We start from the raw sequence: 16,821 nt of genomic DNA, 5'->3' as shown, positions 1-16,821 counted from the left end.
CAAACCGGGAAATGCCTCACAATCGGGCACGCATGCCACACAATGGAGCGACCATGCACGATGACATCCTGAACACCAAGGACTGTGGTGTCTGCGATCGCCATGCGGCGGAAAACGGCGTGTCCGGTGAAAGCCTTATGGCACGGGCGGGCGCGGCCGTGGCGCAGGCGATTCGCGAGCGCTGGGCACCGCGGGAAACGGTGGTGCTGTGCGGTCCGGGAAATAATGGCGGGGACGGTTTCATCTGTGCTGCAGCGCTGCGCGAGGCGGGCTGGCCGGTGCGCGTCTGCCTGATGGGCGGGCAGGACCAGCTCAAGGGCGACGCAGCCTGGGCGGCGGGTGTCTGGCACGAGACGCCGGAGCGTGCCGCGCCAGCCGCGTTCGATACGGCAGACCTCATTGTGGATGCCCTGTTCGGCGCCGGTCTCAACCGTCCGCCCGAAGGCGAGGCGGCGGCGCTGATCACGGCGATGAGCGGGCGCGGCGTGCCGGTGGTTGCCATCGACCTGCCCTCCGGCGTGTCCGGCGATCTGGCCCGGGCCGACGGCGCTGTCGCTGCAGCCGGTCTGACCGTCACTTTCCACCGGCGCAAGCCGGCCCATAGTCTCGAACCGGCGGCCAGCCTGTGCGGCGAGGTCGTGCTCGCCGATATCGGCATTCCCGCCAGCTGGCGGGACGCCGTCCAGCCGTGCGCCCGGGAAAACGGTCCGCAGCTCTGGTTCTCCAGCCTGCCGGCGGCCCGCGCCGGCGATCACAAGCATGCCCGCGGCCGGCTGGCCGTCTTCTCCGGCGGGGCGTCCTCGACCGGGGCCGCGCGCCTGGCAGCGCGGGCCGGGCTTCGTGCCGGTGCGGGACTGGTCACGCTGGCCAGCCCGCCTTCTGCCCTGATGATCAATGCTGTGGGCTCGACGGCCGTGATGGTGCGGCGCTGGACCGATCCGGCCGCGACTGACACCTTGCTTGAGAATCTGCGCGCCGATGCGGCGGTGCTGGGGCCGGCCATGGGCGTGGGCGAGGGGACACGTGAATCGGTCATCTCGGCGGCACGGGCGGCGGCGGTGCTCGTTCTGGATGCCGATGCCCTGACCAGTTTCGAGGATGCACCGGAGGTCTTGTTCGCCGTGCTGCGCCCGGGCGATGTGCTGACGCCGCACCCGGGCGAATTCCGGCGGCTGTTTCCCGATATCGCCGCCCGGGACGATCTCAACCGGATCCAGGCTGCCGCTATGGCGGCGGAGCGGGCGGGATGCTGTGTGCTTTTGAAAGGACCGGACACGGTGATCGCGGCGCCGGGGCATCTGCCCGTGATCAACCGCCATGCCTCGCCTGCCCTGGCGACGGCGGGCAGCGGCGATGTTCTGGCCGGCCTGATCGGCGGTCTGGCGGCGCAGGGCGTCGGCGGCTTTGACGCGGCCTGCGCCGCCGCCTGGCTGCACGGCGATTGCGCTCTGAGACTGGGAACAGGACTGATCGCGGAAGACCTGGCGGACATCCTGCCGGAACGGCTCGGGACGCTGCACCGCACCATGCAGCGGCAGCGTGCGCTGGGCCATCTCATCGCGCATAAGAGCTAGGCGCCGCCGGGGCTTGGCTCCGGCTGCGGCCCGGTACATGTTCGCCCTTCACCTTCCAGCGAAGAGTCTTCACACCATGGCTTCCGAATCCACCGTCCGTCCCGACCAGCAGCTCGATGCCGATGCCCTGGACTTCCACATGAATCCTGTGCCGGGCAAGCTGGGCGTGGCGCCGACCAAGCCGATGGCGACCCAGCGCGATCTGGCGCTGGCCTATTCGCCGGGCGTGGCGGCACCGGTCCGGGCGATCGCGGCGGATCCGGACACGGTCTACGACTACACCTCCAAGGGCAATATGGTCGCCGTCGTCTCGAACGGCACCGCAATCCTGGGCCTGGGAAATCTGGGCGCTGCCGCCTCGAAGCCGGTGATGGAAGGCAAGGCGGTGCTGTTCAAGCGCTTTGCCGATATCGACGCCGTGGATGTCGAGGTCGACTATACCGATCCAGACCAGTTCATCGAATGCGTGCGCGGGTTCGGCAATACGTTCGGCGGCATCAATCTGGAAGACATCAAGGCGCCGGAATGCTTCGAGATTGAACGGCGCCTGCGCGAAGAGCTCGATATCCCGGTCTTCCATGACGACCAGCACGGCACCGCCATCATTGCTGCTGCGGGCCTGATCAATGCCTGCGATCTGACCGGCAAGAAGTTTGAAGACCTCAAGGTCGTGCTGTGCGGGGCCGGCGCGGCCGGCCTTTCCGTGCTCGAGCTGATCGAGTCCATGGGCGTACAGTCGAAGAACACCACCGTCGTGGACATCGATGGCGTCGTCTACAGGGGCCGCCCCGGCGGTCACGAGCGGCTGATGAAGCACGCCGTGGAGACCGGCAAGCGCACGCTGGCCGAAGCGGCCGAGGGCGCCGATGTCCTGCTGGGCCTGTCTGCGGCCGGCGTGTTTACCAAGGAGATCGTCGCCTCGCTGGCCCCGGACCCGATCATCTTCGCCATGGCCAATCCGACGCCGGAGATCACGCCGGAAGAAGTGGCCGAGGTGCGCAGCGATGTCATCATGGCGACGGGCCGCTCGGACTATCCCAACCAGGTCAACAACGTCCTCGGCTTCCCCTACATCTTCCGCGGCGCGCTCGATGTGCGCGCGCGCACGATCAATGAAGAGATGAAGATCGCGGCGGCAAAGGCTCTGGCCGCGCTGGCGCGCGAGGACGTGCCGGACGAGGTGGCCAAGGCCTACAAGGTCGACCGCCTGCAATACGGGCGCGAATACATCATCCCGACTCCGTTCGATCCGCGCCTCATTGCCTGGGTGCCGCCTTTCGTGGCCCAGGCCGCGATCGATACGGGTGTCGCCCGCCGTCCGATCGAGCATGCCGACAGCTACAAGCAGGTGCTCGCCCGCCGTCTCGATCCGACCGCCGCGCTGCAGCAGCGCATCTCCGCCTCGATCCGGGCCGAACAGAAGACCATCGTCTTCGCCGAGGGCGAGGAGCCGGCCGTGATCCGCGCCGCCCACGCTTTCCAGACCCAGGGTCTGGGCAAGGCGATCCTGGTGGCGCGCGAGAATGTCGTGGCCGAGAACATGAAGGAGCTGGGCATTCCGGCCGGCTCGCTGGACGTGTGCAATGCCCGCCTGTCCGAGCATAATTCGGAATATGCCGACTATCTCTACGAGCGCCTGCAGCGTCAGGGCTATCTGCGCCGCGACGTGCAGCGCCGGGTCAATAACGACCGCAATGTCTTTTCCGCCTGCATGCTGAAAATGGGTCATGCCGACGGCATGGTCACCGGCGTGACGCGCCACTCCAATGTGGTGATGAATGATGTCGAGCTGGTGCTCGATCCGGTGGCCGGCAGCCGCACGGTCGGGGTGACGGCGGCCGTGACGCGCGGCCGCACGCTGATCGTCGGCGACGTGTCGGTGACGGAGTTTCCCGATGCCGAAGCCCTGGCCGAGATTGCCATCGCCACGGCCAATGCCGCCAAGCGCCTGGGCCTGACGCCGCATCTCGCCTTCCTGTCCTACTCCTCCTTCGGTAATCCGCCGGGCGAGCGCTCGACCAAGATCCAGCACGCCGTCAGCCTGCTCGACGCCCAGGGTGTGGATTTCGAATACGAGGGCGAGATGGCGGCCGATGTCGCGCTCGATCCCGACCACCGCCAGCTCTACCCCTTCTCGCGCCTGACCCAGCCGGCCAATGTGCTGATCATGCCGGCCGTACACTCCGCCTCGATCGCGGTGCGCCTGCTCAAGGCGGCCGGCGGGGCAACGGTGATCGGTCCGATGCTGGTCGGTCTGGAAAAGCCGGTCCAGATCGCGCGTCTGGGCGCCTCGGTCAGCGATATCGTGAACCTCGCCGGCATCGCTGCCTACGACCTCAACCAGCCGGCCGTGCGCGCCGGATAAGGCGTCAGCCCGCGATGCCGCCGGTGGTGAATTGCCAGGCGAGATAGGCGGTATAGGCGGCCAGCATGGCGAGGCCGACGCCGCGGCCGATCCGTTTCGTCGCCACGAGCAGCACCACCACCAGTGCCGACACGCCCAGCATCAGGGGGACGTCGAGGATGCGGAATTGCGGTCCGACCGGGATCGGCGTCACCAGGGCGGTGATGCCCAGTATGGCGAGGATGTTGAAGATGTTCGAACCGATCACATTGCCCAGCACCACATCTGAGTGACGCTTCCAGGCCGCCACGATCGAGGTGGCCAGCTCGGGCAGGGAGGTGCCGATCGCCACCAGGGTCAGCCCGATCACCGCATCCGACACGCCGAAGGTCCGCGCGATCGAGACGGCGCCGCGCACCAGAAGGTCGGCGCCCAGCATCAGGCCGAGAATCCCGCCGATCACGAAGGCGGCCGCAATCCAGACCGACTGTGTCGCGGCGCCTTCGAACTCTTCGGTCTCGTGCTCGTGCTGGCGCGAGGGGCGGCCGCGCCGTTCCAGCCAGTAGGAGGCGGCCAGATAGGTCAGAAGTGCCGCGAAAAGCGCCGCGCCCTCGACCAGGCCGATGACATTGCCGAAGGTCAGTCCAAAGAGGGCCAGCGCCGCGACACTCATCACCACCGCGTCGCGCATCGCCGTCCGCTGCCAGCCGGCGATCGGGGTGATCACGGCGGCGATGCCCAGGATCAGCAGCACATTGGCGATATTCGAGCCGACGACATTGCCCAGCGCGATGTCCGGTGCGCCGCCCAGGGCCGCATTCACCGACACGAGCAGCTCGGGCGTCGAGGTGCCGAAGGCAACCACGGTCAGGCCGATCAGGAGTTTGGACAGGCCCAGCTTTTCGGCGACGGCGACACTGCCGCGCACCAGGCCTTCCCCGCCCAGGAAGAGCAGAACGAAGCCAGCGACGATGAAACCGGTATCCTGGAGCATCGGGCGTATCCCTGTCAGCGGAGCGGGGGAGATTCCGGCGCGGGCCGGACACCCGGCTTCTTCGCATGACGGGCCGGACAGGCAAGGGGGATTGCGCTGTGCCCGCCGGGCGGACGGGAGGGATTGGCGCTGTTTCCAATCCCCCTTGACGCATTGCGGGCCGGGGCCGCAGTGCCGCGGCCGCACGCTCATCGCGATGTTTTCACACCAATTTGACCGTCACGGGCTGCAGACAGGGGCGGGGCTTCCTATCTATGCTCGGCGGCGAACAGGAGGGGTACGCCATGGCCGGACGGTCTGCACACGACATGACGCAAGGTCCGGTCTTCGGGCATGTCGTCCGGATGATGATGCCGATGAGTTTCGGCATTCTCGCCATGATGCTCGTCGGCATTGTCGACACCTACTGGGTCGGCACGCTGGGCACGGCCCAGCAGGCCGCCGTCCAGATGAGCTTCCCCGTCACCATGCTGGTGATGAGCGTGTCGATCGGCCTGGGCGCCGGTGCCGTCTCCGCCGTCTCGCGGGCGGCGGGGCGCAAGGATGGCGCCTCCATCCCGCGCATTTCCACCGACGCCATGACCCTGGCCCTGCTGCTGGTCGGCATCGTGTCCTTCATCGGCGTCCTGACCGTCGAGGACATCTTCCGCGCGCTGGGCGCCAGCGACACCATGCTGCCGCACGTGGTCGACTATATGCGGGTCTGGTTCGGCGGCATCGTGCTGATCGTCGGCCCGATGGTGGCCGGCAATATCCTGCGCGCGCTGGGCAATGCGGTGATCCCCTCGATCATGATGATGGCTGCTGCGGCGATCAATCTCGTGCTCGACCCGATCTTCATCCTGGACGATGTCTTCGGCCTCTTCCCCGGCCTGGGCTGGGGCGTGTCCGGCGCGGCCCTGGCAACCGTCGCGGCGAATGCCTGCACCTTCCTGATGGTGCTCTGGTATCTGGTGTTCCGCGAGAAACTGCTCGATTTCCGTTGGGAGGATCTGGGCGAGGTCTGGCATCACTGGTCCGACATCGCCCGCGTCGGCATCCCGGCCTGCATCTCCAACATCTTCAATCCCGTCGCGATGACCGTCGCCATGTCGGGCCTGGCCATGGCGCGCTTCGGCGATGCCGCGGTCGGCGGTCTGGGCGTGGCCGGACGCCTGGAAGCCTTCGCCATCGTGCCGCTGTTCGCACTGTCGGCCTGTATCGGCGCGGTGACCGGACAGAATGGCGGCGCCGAGCGGATCGACCGCGTGCGCGAAGCCTTCCGCACCTCCTTCCTCTTTGCCCTCGCCTGGGGGCTGGGCGTGGCGGCGGTGCTCTGGATCTTCGCCGATGTGCTGGCCGCGATCTTCCTGCCGTCCGAAGCCGGTCAGGCCGCCGCGGTGACCTATTGGCGCCTCGCCTCGCTGACCATTGCCGGCTACGGCATCACGATTGCCGGCAGTGCCGGGTTCAACGGTCTGGGCCGGCCCAGCTATGGCATGATGATCACCGCCGGCCGCGCGCTGGGCCTGATGGTGCCCTTCGTGCTCGCGGGCAGCTTCCTCGTCAACGCACCGGTCGGCGTGATCGGCGGCATCGCCGCGGCCAATGTCCTGTCCGGCCTGGCAACAGCCCTCTTCGTGCTCACCCGCGCCCCGATGACCGCCAAGCACGGCAAGGCCCGCAAGCGCAAGCCGGCGGACGCCGCGGCGCAAGAGCCGGCTTGATATCAGGGCTCGCCCCGCTTGCGGGGGAGCTGTCCGCGTCAGCGGACTGAGGGGGCGGCGCGCAGCGCCGCAGAGCGCGTAGCGCGCACGGATGACTCACCCCCTTCGACCTCACCTGGCCCGTAGGCCAGGCTCGGCCACTTCCCCCGCTCACGCAGGGGAAGCCTGTTACCGCCGTACCAGAACCCCGGCCAGTTCCGGCTTGCCGCTCAGCGAGGGATGGGGCCAGGCGGTGAAGGCGTTGTCGTCCGGCCATGCCCAGCGTTCGGCGGGAAACAGCGCATGCATCGCCTCGAGCGAACAGCCATAGGGCGGCCCGCCGCGCTCGGCCTTCTGCATGAAGAGAGCGAGCAGGCGGCCGCCGGGCTTCAGCCAGGCGTGGACCGCACGCTCATAGTCTTCGCGCAGGCGGGGCGGGATGGCGCACAGGAAGGTCTGCTCATAGACCCGATCGACGGGCGCGTCCGGCCGCCATTGCGTCAGGTCGGCCTCGACCAGGCTGGCCTCCAGCCCGGCCGCGTCCAGCCGGTCGCGCTGCCAGGCGAGGGCGGTCGGGGCGACATCGCCGGCGGTGACGTGCAGACCGGCCTGGGCAAAGGCCACGACTTCGGGCGCCCGGCCGCAGCCGGGCACGATCACGCTGAGACCCGGCGCCAGCACACCCTCGGCGAGCCAGTGCGAAGCCGCCGGATGCAGCTGGCGGCGCTCCCACGGCGTATCGCCGTCGCGGAAACGCGTCTCCCAGTCGAACGGGGTGCGGTCTTCGGAAATCCCTGACATGCCGCGATATAGAACCGCCGCAGCCCGCCCGGCAATGGCCGCTTGCCTAGCCGCGCCGCCCCGTGCCAAGAGATCGCCACCAGACGTGCGGATGTGGCGGAACTGGTAGACGCGCTGGATTTAGGTTCCAGTGCCGCAAGGCGTGGAGGTTCGAGTCCTCTCATCCGCACCATTCGGAACCGGTCTGCCGGAGGCAGAAAAATCGATCCAGTGAATCGATTTTAGGCGGAGAATGCCCCGGCAGGGGCCTTCGCCCTGCGGGCTTCGGGTGGCAAGCCACCCGCAGCGCGCATCCGGGCGAAGAGGTGCCCTCCGAAGCCTTTGGCAAAGGAGGGCTCGTTTGCCACCCCCCCGATCCCCCAGCCCCCGCATGCGAACAGGCTGCATTCGCCTCATCTGCACCCGTCAACCGCTGCCCGGCGTTGCACAGCGCGAATCCCCGTGACATAACGCGCGCTCGATTTTGCACGCGCATGTCTGCGCACCCTTACCCAGAACACCAAGGCCAACCCATGAACGTCACCGAGAAATCTTCCGAAGGCTTGAGCCGCACTTTCGAGATCGTCTTCCCGGCCGACGATCTGCAAGCTCGCCTCGCAGCGAAGATCGAAGAGATCCGTCCGGAAGTCCGCCTGAAGGGCTTCCGCCCGGGCAAGGTTCCCACGAGCCACATCCGCAAGATGTTCGGCGAGTCGATCATGGGCGATCTGCTGAACGAGCTGGTCCCGCAGACCACGCAGAAGACGCTCGACGAGAAGAATATCCGCCCGGCCACCCAGCCGGACATCAAGGTCACCAGCGAGGCGCAGGACGTGCTCGCCGGCAAGGCCGATTTCTCCTTCGAGATCTCGCTGGAAGTGATGCCGGAATTCGAACCGGCCGATCCGTCCAAGCTGAAGGTCGCGCGCCCGGTCGCCGAGGTCGATGAGGCCGAGATCGACGAGGCGCTGCAGAAGCTGGCCGAGGAAAACCGCGAATTCTCCGCCAAGAAGGGCGGCAAGAACGCCAAGGCGGAAGAGGGCGATGTCGTCGTTATCGATTTCGTCGGCAAGCTGGATGGCGAACCCTTCGAGGGCGGTGCCGCCGAGGACGCCCGCGTGGCCATCGGCGACGGTGCCTTCATCCCGGGCTTCGAGGAACAGCTGGTCGGTGCCAAGCCGGGCGAAGAGCGCGTTCTGAAAGTGACCTTCCCGGCGCACTACCAGGCCGCCCATCTGGCCGGCAAGGACGCCGAATTCGACGTCACCGTGAAGTCGGTCGAAGCGCCGGGTGAAGCCAAGGTCGATGACGAACTGGCCAGGCGCCTGGGTCTCGACGGTCTGGACGGCCTGAAGGACGCGCTGAAGAAGCGCTTCGCCCAGGAGCACGCCCAGCAATCGCGCATGAAGGTGAAGCGGGCCCTGCTCGACCAGCTCGATGCCGCGCACAGCTTCGACCTGCCGCCGCAGATGGTGGATGCCGAGTTCGACAATATCTGGCGCGAAGTCCAGCACGCCATCGAGCACGACCATCTCGAGGAAGAAGACAAGGGCAAGTCGGAAGACGAGCTGAAGGCCGAATATCGCGGCATTGCCGAGCGCCGTGTGCGCCTGGGCCTGGTGCTCGCCGAGATCGGCCGCCGCAACAATGTCGACGTGACCCAGGAAGAACTCTCCCGCGCCATCAACCAGGAAGCCGTGCGCTATCCGGGTCAGGAGCGCCAGGTTGTCGAGTTCTACCAGAAGAACCCGCAGGCCATCGCCCAGCTGCGCGCGCCGATCTACGAGGAAAAGGTCGTCGACTACATCCTCGAACTCGCCGAGGTGACCGAGGTGACCGTGTCCAAGGACGCGCTCTACGCCGAGGAAGACGAAGCGCCGGCTCCGGCCGGGAAGAAGGCTGCGCCGAAGAAGAAGGCCGCTGCCAAGAAGGACGACGACAAGCCGGCCGCGAAGAAGAAGGCTCCGGCCAAGAAGGCGGCGGCGAAGGACGGCGACAAGGCCGAGGCCAAGAAAGCCGCTCCGAAGAAAAAGGCTGCGGCCAAGAAGGACGCCTGATCGGCAGGCTCTTTCGCAATCGATCAGCGCCGGCGTCGCAGGACGCCGGCGCTTTTCGTTTCCGGGTGCAATTTTGTGTGCCGTTGCGGGAATTCGCACAGGCGTGTGCAGCGTCCGCCTTGCACGCTGGAGCGAGCGCCGCAATATTTGACCAATCCCGTCTGACGAGAATCGGCGCCGACCGGCTGCCGGAACCCCAAGGAGCGCGACATGCATGATCCCCAGGACAGGACGATGAATCTGGTTCCGATCGTCGTCGAGCAGACCAGCCGGGGCGAACGCTCCTTCGACATCTATTCGCGGCTTCTCAAGGAGCGCATCATCTTCGTCACCGGTCCGATCGAGGACCATATGGCGAGCCTGATCGTCGCCCAGCTGCTTTTCCTTGAATCGGAAAATCCGAAGAAGGAAATCTCGATGTACATCAATTCGCCCGGCGGCGTGGTCTCGGCCGGCCTGGCGATTTACGACACGATGCAGCACATCCGCTGCCCGGTCTCGACCATGTGTATCGGCATGGCTGCCTCGATGGGCTCGCTGCTGCTGACGGCAGGTGAGGACAAGAAGCGCTACGCCACGCCGAATGCGCGGATCATGGTGCACCAGCCCTCCGGCGGATTCCGCGGCCAGGCCTCGGACATCGAGCGGCATGCGGCGGACATCCAGAAGATCAAGCGCCGGCTGAACGAGATCTATGTGCACCACACCGGCCGCACCTATGACGAGATTGAACAGGCCCTCGACCGCGACAACTTCATGTCTGCAGACGAGGCCAGGGAATTCGGCCTCATTGACGAGGTCTTTACGCGTCGCAGCGAGGATGAAGGCGAAGGCAAGTCCGGCTAGGGCATGATGGCCGGGCGCGGTTGGAGCTTGATCCATGCCGCGCCCATGTGATCGAATGCACAGTGACGGAAACCTTTCGCTAAAGTTCGGCCCTGATTTTGCTCAGGACTGGATGCGAGGCGGGACAAATGCCGGTATGGTGTCGTAACGATACCACTCAAGTGCCGGGACCTGCGGGTTGAATTGGAGCGGTCATGAGTAAGACGACGGGCGGAGACGGCGAGTCGAAGAACACCCTCTACTGTTCTTTCTGCGGAAAGAGCCAGCATGAGGTGCGCAAGCTGATTGCCGGGCCCACCGTGTTCATCTGCGATGAATGCGTCGAGCTCTGCATGGACATCATCCGCGAGGAGAACAAGTCCTCGCTGGTGAAGTCCAAGGAAGGCGTGCCCACGCCGCAGGAAATCTTCAACGTCCTGAACGATTACGTGATCGGGCAGGCGCACGCCAAGCGCGTGCTCGCGGTGGCCGTGCACAATCACTACAAGCGCCTGAACCACGCCTCGTCCAATTCCGACGTGGAGCTGGCCAAGTCGAACATCCTGCTGATCGGTCCGACCGGTTGCGGCAAGACGCTGCTGGCCCAGACGCTGGCGCGCATCCTCGATGTGCCCTTCACCATGGCCGATGCGACGACGCTGACCGAAGCCGGCTATGTCGGCGAAGACGTCGAGAACATCGTGCTGAAACTGCTGCAGTCGGCCGACTACAATGTCGAGCGGGCCCAGCGCGGCATCGTCTATATCGACGAGATCGACAAGATTTCCCGCAAGTCCGACAACCCGTCCATCACGCGCGACGTATCGGGCGAGGGCGTGCAGCAGGCGCTGCTGAAGATCATGGAAGGCACGGTCGCCTCCGTGCCGCCGCAGGGCGGCCGCAAGCATCCCCAGCAGGAATTCCTGCAGGTGGACACGACCAATATCCTCTTCGTCGTCGGCGGCGCCTTTGCCGGTCTCGACAAGGTGATCTCCCAGCGCGGCAAGGGCTCGGCCATCGGCTTCGGCGCCGATGTGCGTGAAAGCGACGACCGCCGCACGGGCGATATCCTGCGCGAGGTGGAGCCGGACGATCTGCTGCGTTTCGGCCTGATCCCGGAATTCGTCGGCCGTCTGCCGGTCATCGCGACCCTGGAAGACCTGGACGAGGACGCCCTGGTGCAGATTCTGACCGAGCCGAAGAATGCGCTCGTGAAGCAGTATCAGCGCCTGTTCGAGATGGAAGGCGTCGGCCTGACCTTCACCGAGGATGCACTCAAGGCGGTGGCGCACAAGGCGATCGCGCGCAAGACCGGGGCTCGCGGCCTGCGCTCCATCATGGAAGGTATCCTGCTGGAAACGATGTTCGACCTGCCGGGTCTGGAAGGCGTGGAAGAGATTGTCGTCAACGCGGAAGTCGTCGAGGGCAATGCCAAACCGCTCTTCATCTATGCCGAGCGCAAGGACGACAAGCGGACGGGTGCTTGAGGGCGCTTGAATTCGGCGATCTCGATCGCCACTTCATGATCCAGGTGGGACGCGTCGGGCAAGACCGAAAGCGCTTGCCGGCCGTCCCGTATCGATAGAAAGATCCAACGAGATCTGCACGCGCCCCTGTGCCGGGCGCGCATGGAGTAAGCATGTCCAATACGAAGACACTTCCGCTTCTGCCGCTGCGCGACATTGTGGTTTTCCCCCACATGATCGTTCCCCTCTTCGTGGGGCGCGAGAAGTCGGTGAAGGCGCTGGAAGAGGTGATGAAGGCGGACAAGCAGATCCTGCTTGCCACCCAGCGCAATGCCGCGGACGACGAACCGTCGCCGGATGCGATCCACCGCACCGGTGTGGTCGCCTCCGTCCTGCAGCTGCTGAAACTGCCCGACGGCACGGTTAAGGTGCTGGTGGAGGGCGGCGTCCGCGTCGAGATCACCGGCTATACGCCGCGTGACGAATACTACGAAGCGGTCTGCGAACCCTTGGCCGAGGATTCCGGCGACGAGTCCGAGCTGGAAGCGCTGATGCGCACCGTCGCGGCCAAGTTCGAAGACTATGTGAAGCTGAACAAGAAGGTGCCGCCGGAAGCGCTGGCTTCGCTGTCGCAGATCCAGGAGCCGGGCAAGCTGGCCGACTCCATCTCGGCCCATCTGGCCGTGAAGATCGACGAGAAGCAGTCGCTGCTGGAAGAACCCGATGTCGCCAACCGGCTGGAGCGCGTGCTCGGCCTGATGGAAGGCGAGATCGGCGTGCTGCAGGTCGAGAAGAAAATCCGTTCGCGCGTGAAGCGCCAGATGGAGAAGACCCAGCGCGAATACTATCTCAACGAGCAGATGAAGGCGATCCAGCGCGAGCTGGGCGAGGGCGATGACGGCCGCGAGGAACTCGCCGAGCTGGAACAGCGTCTTACCGAGGCCAAACTGCCCAAGGAAGCGCGCGCCAAGGCCGACGCCGAATTCAAGAAACTGCGCCAGATGAGCCCGATGTCCGCCGAGGCCACGGTCGTGCGCAATTATCTCGACTGGATCCTGGCGCTGCCCTGGAACAAGCGCAAACGCCTAAAGAACGATCTGGAACGCGCCGAGGGCGTGCTCGAGGACGATCACTACGGGCTGGAGAAGGTCAAGGAACGCATTCTCGAGCATCTCGCCGTGCAGTCGCGCACCCGCAAGCTGCGCGGTCCGATCCTGTGCCTGGTCGGCCCGCCCGGCGTCGGCAAGACCTCGCTGGGCCGTTCGATCGCCAAGGCAACGGGCCGTGACTTCGTGCGCATGTCGCTGGGCGGCGTGCGGGACGAGGCCGAGATCCGCGGCCACCGGCGCACCTATATCGGCTCCATGCCGGGCCGCATCATCCAGTCGATGAAGAAGGTGAAGTCCGCCAATCCGCTCTTCCTTCTGGACGAGATCGACAAGCTGGGCGCCGATTATCGCGGCGATCCGGCCTCGGCCCTGCTGGAAGTGCTCGATCCGGAACAGAACGCGACCTTCAACGACCACTATCTGGAAGTCGATTACGACCTGTCCGACATCATGTTCGTGACCACCGCGAACACGCTCAACCTGCCGCAGCCGCTTCTCGACCGGATGGAGATCATCCGCATCGCCGGCTACACAGAGGACGAGAAGGTCGAGATCGCCAAGCGTCACCTCCTGCCCAAGCAGATGTCCAATCACGCCCTGCGCGACCAGGACTTCACGCTGGAAGAGGCGGCCCTGCGCGACCTGATCCGCTACTATACCCGCGAGGCGGGCGTGCGGAATCTCGAGCGCGAGATCGCCAACCTGGCCCGCAAGGCGGTGCGCCAGATCCAGAGCGGCAAGGCCGAAAGCGTCACCGTGACGCCGGACAATCTGGGCGATTTCGCCGGTGTGCGGAAATTCCGCTTCGGCGAGACCGACAAGGAAGACCAGGTCGGTGTCGTCACCGGGCTGGCCTGGACCGAAGTCGGCGGCGACCTCCTGACCATCGAGGCCGTGCGCATGCCGGGCCGTGGCAAGTTCACCGTGACGGGCAATCTGCGCGATGTGATGAAGGAGTCGATCTCGGCGGCGAATTCCTTCGTGCAGTCGCGGGCGCCCTCGCTCGGCATCAAGCCGACCGTGTTCCGCTCGTCCGACATCCACGTCCACGTGCCCGAGGGTGCCACCCCGAAGGACGGTCCTTCGGCCGGTATCGGCATGATGACGGGCATCGTCTCGGTGCTGACCGGTATTCCGGTACGCAAGGATATCGCCATGACCGGCGAGATCACCCTGCGCGGCCGGGTCTTGCCGATCGGCGGTCTGAAGGAGAAACTCCTCGCGGCGCTGCGCGGCGGTGTGAAGACGGTGCTCATCCCCACGGACAATGAAAAGGATCTCGCCGAGATCCCGGACAATGTGAAACAGGGGCTGGAGATCATCCCGGTGGAAACCGCCGACGAGGTCCTCAAGCTGGCGCTCACCGAGCCGGTTCAGCCGGTCGAATGGACCGAGGCCGACGAAGCCGCCCTGGCGGCGATGGCGTCGCAGACCGGCGCGGAAACCGGCGAGACACCCATGGCGCACTAATGCTGCCCCTATCGGGCACTCATGGTGTCGCTACGTGACAGGAAAAGGGCGGCTTTGGCCGCCCTTTTTCGTGGTCGCCGCCAGATTTTTGCACGCGCACGACGCAGATGCGGAAATTGAGCATTGACCTTGCGCAAAACCCCCGCCACTCTCGTTTCATGACTTTCGCGACGTTCTATTTCTTCGGCTACTTTACCAACGCAACCCGTGAGGGGGCGGTGGCCGGCTGACGTGTGTGAAAGCACCGGATTTGCAGGGCCTCCCCCTCGGGGAGGCCCTTTTCTTTTGCGTGAAAAGGAAGGTGAGACCGTGACGACGACAAAGAGCCGGGACGAGATCCGGGCGGAGATTTCCCAGATCGACGGGCAGTTGATCGATACCATTGCGCGACGCCAGGAACTGGTCGACGAGATACAGGCTGCCAAGGCCGCCAGCGGTCAGCCGGTGCGCGACCGCGAACGCGAGCAGGCCGTCCTGCGCGACGCGCTCGCACGCGCAAAGGCGCTCGGCTTGCCGCCCGAACTGGTCGAGAGCCTGTTCCAGGCCCTGTTCGAGGTGTCGATCCGCCGCCAGCGCCAGCGCTTCGATTCCATGCGCAACGAGGATCTCAACGAAGCCACCGTCGCCTATCTCGGCGGGCCGGGCAGTTACAGCCATATCGCGGCCCAGAAGGTCTTCGAGCGCCGCAACGCCACCGTCGTGCCGTCACCCAAGCGCGACTTCGTCTCGATCTTCCGCTCGGTCGAGAATGCCGAGGTCGATTACGGCGTGGTGCCGATCGAGAACACCACGACGGGCTCGATCAACGAAGTCTATGATATCCTGATCAATTCACGCACCCAGATCATCGGCGAATTCCTGCTGCGCGTCGATCACTGCCTGGTCGGCAAGGCCAGCGGGCAGGGGCGGATCAGCCGGGTCTTCGGCCATCCGCAGGCACTGGCCCAGTGCCGCCGCTATATCGCCTCCCACCCGGAGCTGGAGACGCACATGGCGGCCTCGACCACGCGGGCGCTGGAGCGCCTGCTGGAGGATGACGACACGGCGGCAGCCGTGGCCGGCGAGGACGCGGCACGCCTGTTCGGCATGGATATCCTGGCCCGTGGCATCGGTGATCACGAGCAGAATATCACCCGTTTCATCGTGATTGCCCGCAAGGCCAAGCTGCCGACCCGCGAAGTGGAGTGCAAGACGTCGATGATGTTCACCACGCGCGACACGCCGGGCTGTCTGGTCGACGCGCTGACCGGTTTCCGCGACCAGGGCGTGAACATCGTCAAGCTGGAAAGCCGTCCGATTGCCGGCAATCCCTGGGAGGAGATGTTCATCATGGATGTGGAGGGCCATGTCGAGGACGAGCGGGTCCGCCAGGCCATGAGCGTCATTGAAGAGCATACCCGCGAGATCAAGCTGCTCGGCTGCTATGCCGCCGATGCGATCGACCGGGTTACCGTTGCCGAATAGCGACACGGGCCATGAATGCCGCTGCTGCACATCCGGCAGCAGCGGCAAAACCGGTTGAATTTTGCCACCAGGCTGAATTCAATGGTCTGTAGACGAATGACCTCCATCATGGACCGGATGATGTCGGCCTGTGCCAAGCTTACGCACGGCATGGCCGGCTGACGGTTCGAGCGGGAAGTGCGTATGGATACACAACAGGCGACACCGACCCGGCCGCGTCCCCGGGGGCGGCCCGGCCTGACGCCGGAAGTCCGGGAACAGGCGCTGCTGACGGCGGGAGAGCTGCTCGCCGAGCAGGGGCTGAAGGGCATGCAGGCGCGCACGATTGCGGCGCGGGCAGGCCTGTCCGTCGGATCGATCTACAAGCTGTTCGGCGATATCGACGACCTGATCCGCGAGCTCAACCTGCGCACCTATCGCGATATCGAGATCCATCACAGCTCGGCATTGGAGGCGTCCGGACTGCCGCCGGAAGCGGTATTCGAGCGCGCCCTCGTGCTGGCGCGCGCCTATATCGAGTTTGTCGTGACCCAGAATGCGCGCTGGATGGCGCTCCTGTCCTTCAATCGCCGCCAGTCCGGCGCTGCACCGAAAGCCTATACCGAGACCGAGGACGCCCTGTTCGGGATCGTGGAAGGTGTGCTGGAGGCGGGCAGGGGGTTCGAGGACCCGGACTTTCGCCGGCGTGCTGCGCGAACGCTGTGGGCGTCGGTGCACGGCATTGTCACCATGACGCTGCCCAATGCGGCGCTGGAGGATCCGGTTGCCGAAGCCCTGGAACAGGCCTCGATGATGATCGGCGCGCTGATCCGCGATGCTGCGGCGCAGAAGTAGCGCGCGCTTGCCTCGAGGCACCGCCCCGGATTAAAAGCGCGGCTCATCTTGGACCGGGCGGTTAGCTCAGCTGGGAGAGCGACTGGTTTACACCCAGTAGGTCGGGGGTTCGAACCCCTCACCGCCCACCATTCTTTGCCCTGCGGGCCTCGGGGCCAAACCGCCCGCAGCGCGCATTCGGGGCGAAGCGGTGTCCCCGAGTCCTGGCGTGACGGATCG

Annotated in this window: 11 protein-coding genes and 2 tRNA genes; 11 read left to right on the top strand and 2 right to left on the bottom strand. The window is 65.7% G+C overall.

The genetic code is table 11. From position 1 onward, the window contains the following. Positions 1-53: 53 nt before the first annotated feature. Together PKE71_RS09790 and PKE71_RS09785 are read left to right on the top strand one after the other, a co-directional pair. Complete coding sequence (locus PKE71_RS09790; protein ID WP_271186784.1) at positions 54-1,574, top strand: NAD(P)H-hydrate dehydratase; 1,521 nt, start codon at positions 54-56, stop codon at positions 1,572-1,574. A gap of 76 nt (positions 1,575-1,650) precedes the next feature. Further along, a complete protein-coding gene (locus PKE71_RS09785) occupies positions 1,651-3,939 on the top strand; it encodes an NADP-dependent malic enzyme (RefSeq protein ID WP_271186783.1) in 2,289 nt (762 codons plus the stop codon). Between the two features lie 4 nt (positions 3,940-3,943). Here the strand turns inward: PKE71_RS09785 and PKE71_RS09780 are convergent, their stop codons facing one another. Then, positions 3,944-4,912, bottom strand: a complete 969-nt coding sequence (locus tag PKE71_RS09780; RefSeq protein WP_271186782.1) for a calcium/sodium antiporter — start codon at positions 4,910-4,912, stop codon at positions 3,944-3,946. A 284-nt stretch (positions 4,913-5,196) separates the two neighbouring features. Here PKE71_RS09780 and PKE71_RS09775 point away from each other — a divergent pair, with 284 nt between their 5' ends. Beyond that, a complete protein-coding gene (locus tag PKE71_RS09775) occupies positions 5,197-6,618 on the top strand; it encodes an MATE family efflux transporter (protein WP_271186781.1) in 1,422 nt (473 codons plus the stop codon). A 168-nt stretch (positions 6,619-6,786) separates the two neighbouring features. Here PKE71_RS09775 and PKE71_RS09770 read toward each other — a convergent pair whose 3' ends face one another. Then, positions 6,787-7,398, bottom strand: a complete 612-nt coding sequence (locus tag PKE71_RS09770; RefSeq protein WP_271186780.1) for a methyltransferase domain-containing protein — start codon at positions 7,396-7,398, stop codon at positions 6,787-6,789. Positions 7,399-7,485: 87 nt separating this feature from the next. Here PKE71_RS09770 and PKE71_RS09765 point away from each other — a divergent pair. From PKE71_RS09765 to PKE71_RS09730, 8 genes are all read left to right on the top strand, one after another. Then, a tRNA-Leu gene (locus PKE71_RS09765) sits at positions 7,486-7,570 on the top strand. A 340-nt stretch (positions 7,571-7,910) separates the two neighbouring features. Then, positions 7,911-9,434 (top strand): trigger factor, encoded by a 1,524-nt coding sequence (gene tig / locus PKE71_RS09760; protein WP_271186779.1) that lies wholly within the window; start codon positions 7,911-7,913, stop codon positions 9,432-9,434. Between the two features lie 210 nt (positions 9,435-9,644). Continuing rightward, positions 9,645-10,280, top strand: a complete 636-nt coding sequence (locus PKE71_RS09755) for an ATP-dependent Clp protease proteolytic subunit (RefSeq protein WP_271186778.1) — start codon at positions 9,645-9,647, stop codon at positions 10,278-10,280. 194 nt (positions 10,281-10,474) lie between these two features. After that, complete coding sequence (gene clpX / locus PKE71_RS09750; RefSeq protein ID WP_271186777.1) at positions 10,475-11,746, top strand: ATP-dependent Clp protease ATP-binding subunit ClpX; 1,272 nt, start codon at positions 10,475-10,477, stop codon at positions 11,744-11,746. Positions 11,747-11,898: 152 nt separating this feature from the next. Continuing rightward, on the top strand, positions 11,899-14,304 hold the full coding sequence (gene lon, locus PKE71_RS09745) for an endopeptidase La (RefSeq protein WP_271186776.1): 2,406 nt from the start codon (positions 11,899-11,901) through the stop codon (positions 14,302-14,304). Positions 14,305-14,613: 309 nt separating this feature from the next. Next, positions 14,614-15,768, top strand: coding sequence for a prephenate dehydratase (pheA, locus tag PKE71_RS09740; RefSeq protein ID WP_271186775.1), 1,155 nt, complete (start codon positions 14,614-14,616; stop codon positions 15,766-15,768). A gap of 183 nt (positions 15,769-15,951) precedes the next feature. Further along, entirely contained in the window at positions 15,952-16,602 is a 651-nt protein-coding gene (locus PKE71_RS09735; protein ID WP_271186774.1) for a TetR/AcrR family transcriptional regulator, read from the top strand. Positions 16,603-16,657: 55 nt separating this feature from the next. Continuing rightward, positions 16,658-16,733 (top strand) — tRNA-Val (locus PKE71_RS09730). Positions 16,734-16,821 lie beyond the last annotated feature (88 nt).

Origin of the sequence: Maricaulis virginensis (assembly GCF_027922185.1) — a bacterium.
In the GTDB taxonomy this organism is placed as follows: domain Bacteria; phylum Pseudomonadota; class Alphaproteobacteria; order Caulobacterales; family Maricaulaceae; genus Maricaulis; species Maricaulis virginensis.
The sequence above is the reverse complement of the archived record's forward strand: the minus strand, read 5'-3'. Positions and strand labels throughout refer to the sequence as shown.

Excerpts from the sequence above, each read along its gene's own strand:
- lon (WP_271186776.1), top strand. The coding sequence starts at position 11,899 with ATGTCCAATACGAAGACACTTCCGCTTCTGCCGCTGCGCGACATTGTG.
- PKE71_RS09735 (WP_271186774.1), top strand. The coding sequence starts at position 15,952 with ATGGATACACAACAGGCGACACCGACCCGGCCGCGTCCCCGGGGGCGG.
- PKE71_RS09785 (WP_271186783.1), top strand. The coding sequence starts at position 1,651 with ATGGCTTCCGAATCCACCGTCCGTCCCGACCAGCAGCTCGATGCCGAT.
- tig (WP_271186779.1), top strand. The coding sequence starts at position 7,911 with ATGAACGTCACCGAGAAATCTTCCGAAGGCTTGAGCCGCACTTTCGAG.
- PKE71_RS09775 (WP_271186781.1), top strand. The coding sequence starts at position 5,197 with ATGGCCGGACGGTCTGCACACGACATGACGCAAGGTCCGGTCTTCGGG.
- PKE71_RS09790 (WP_271186784.1), top strand. The coding sequence starts at position 54 with ATGCACGATGACATCCTGAACACCAAGGACTGTGGTGTCTGCGATCGC.
- PKE71_RS09755 (WP_271186778.1), top strand. The coding sequence starts at position 9,645 with ATGCATGATCCCCAGGACAGGACGATGAATCTGGTTCCGATCGTCGTC.
- PKE71_RS09780 (WP_271186782.1), bottom strand. The coding sequence starts at position 4,912 with ATGCTCCAGGATACCGGTTTCATCGTCGCTGGCTTCGTTCTGCTCTTC.
- clpX (WP_271186777.1), top strand. The coding sequence starts at position 10,475 with ATGAGTAAGACGACGGGCGGAGACGGCGAGTCGAAGAACACCCTCTAC.
- PKE71_RS09770 (WP_271186780.1), bottom strand. The coding sequence starts at position 7,398 with ATGTCAGGGATTTCCGAAGACCGCACCCCGTTCGACTGGGAGACGCGT.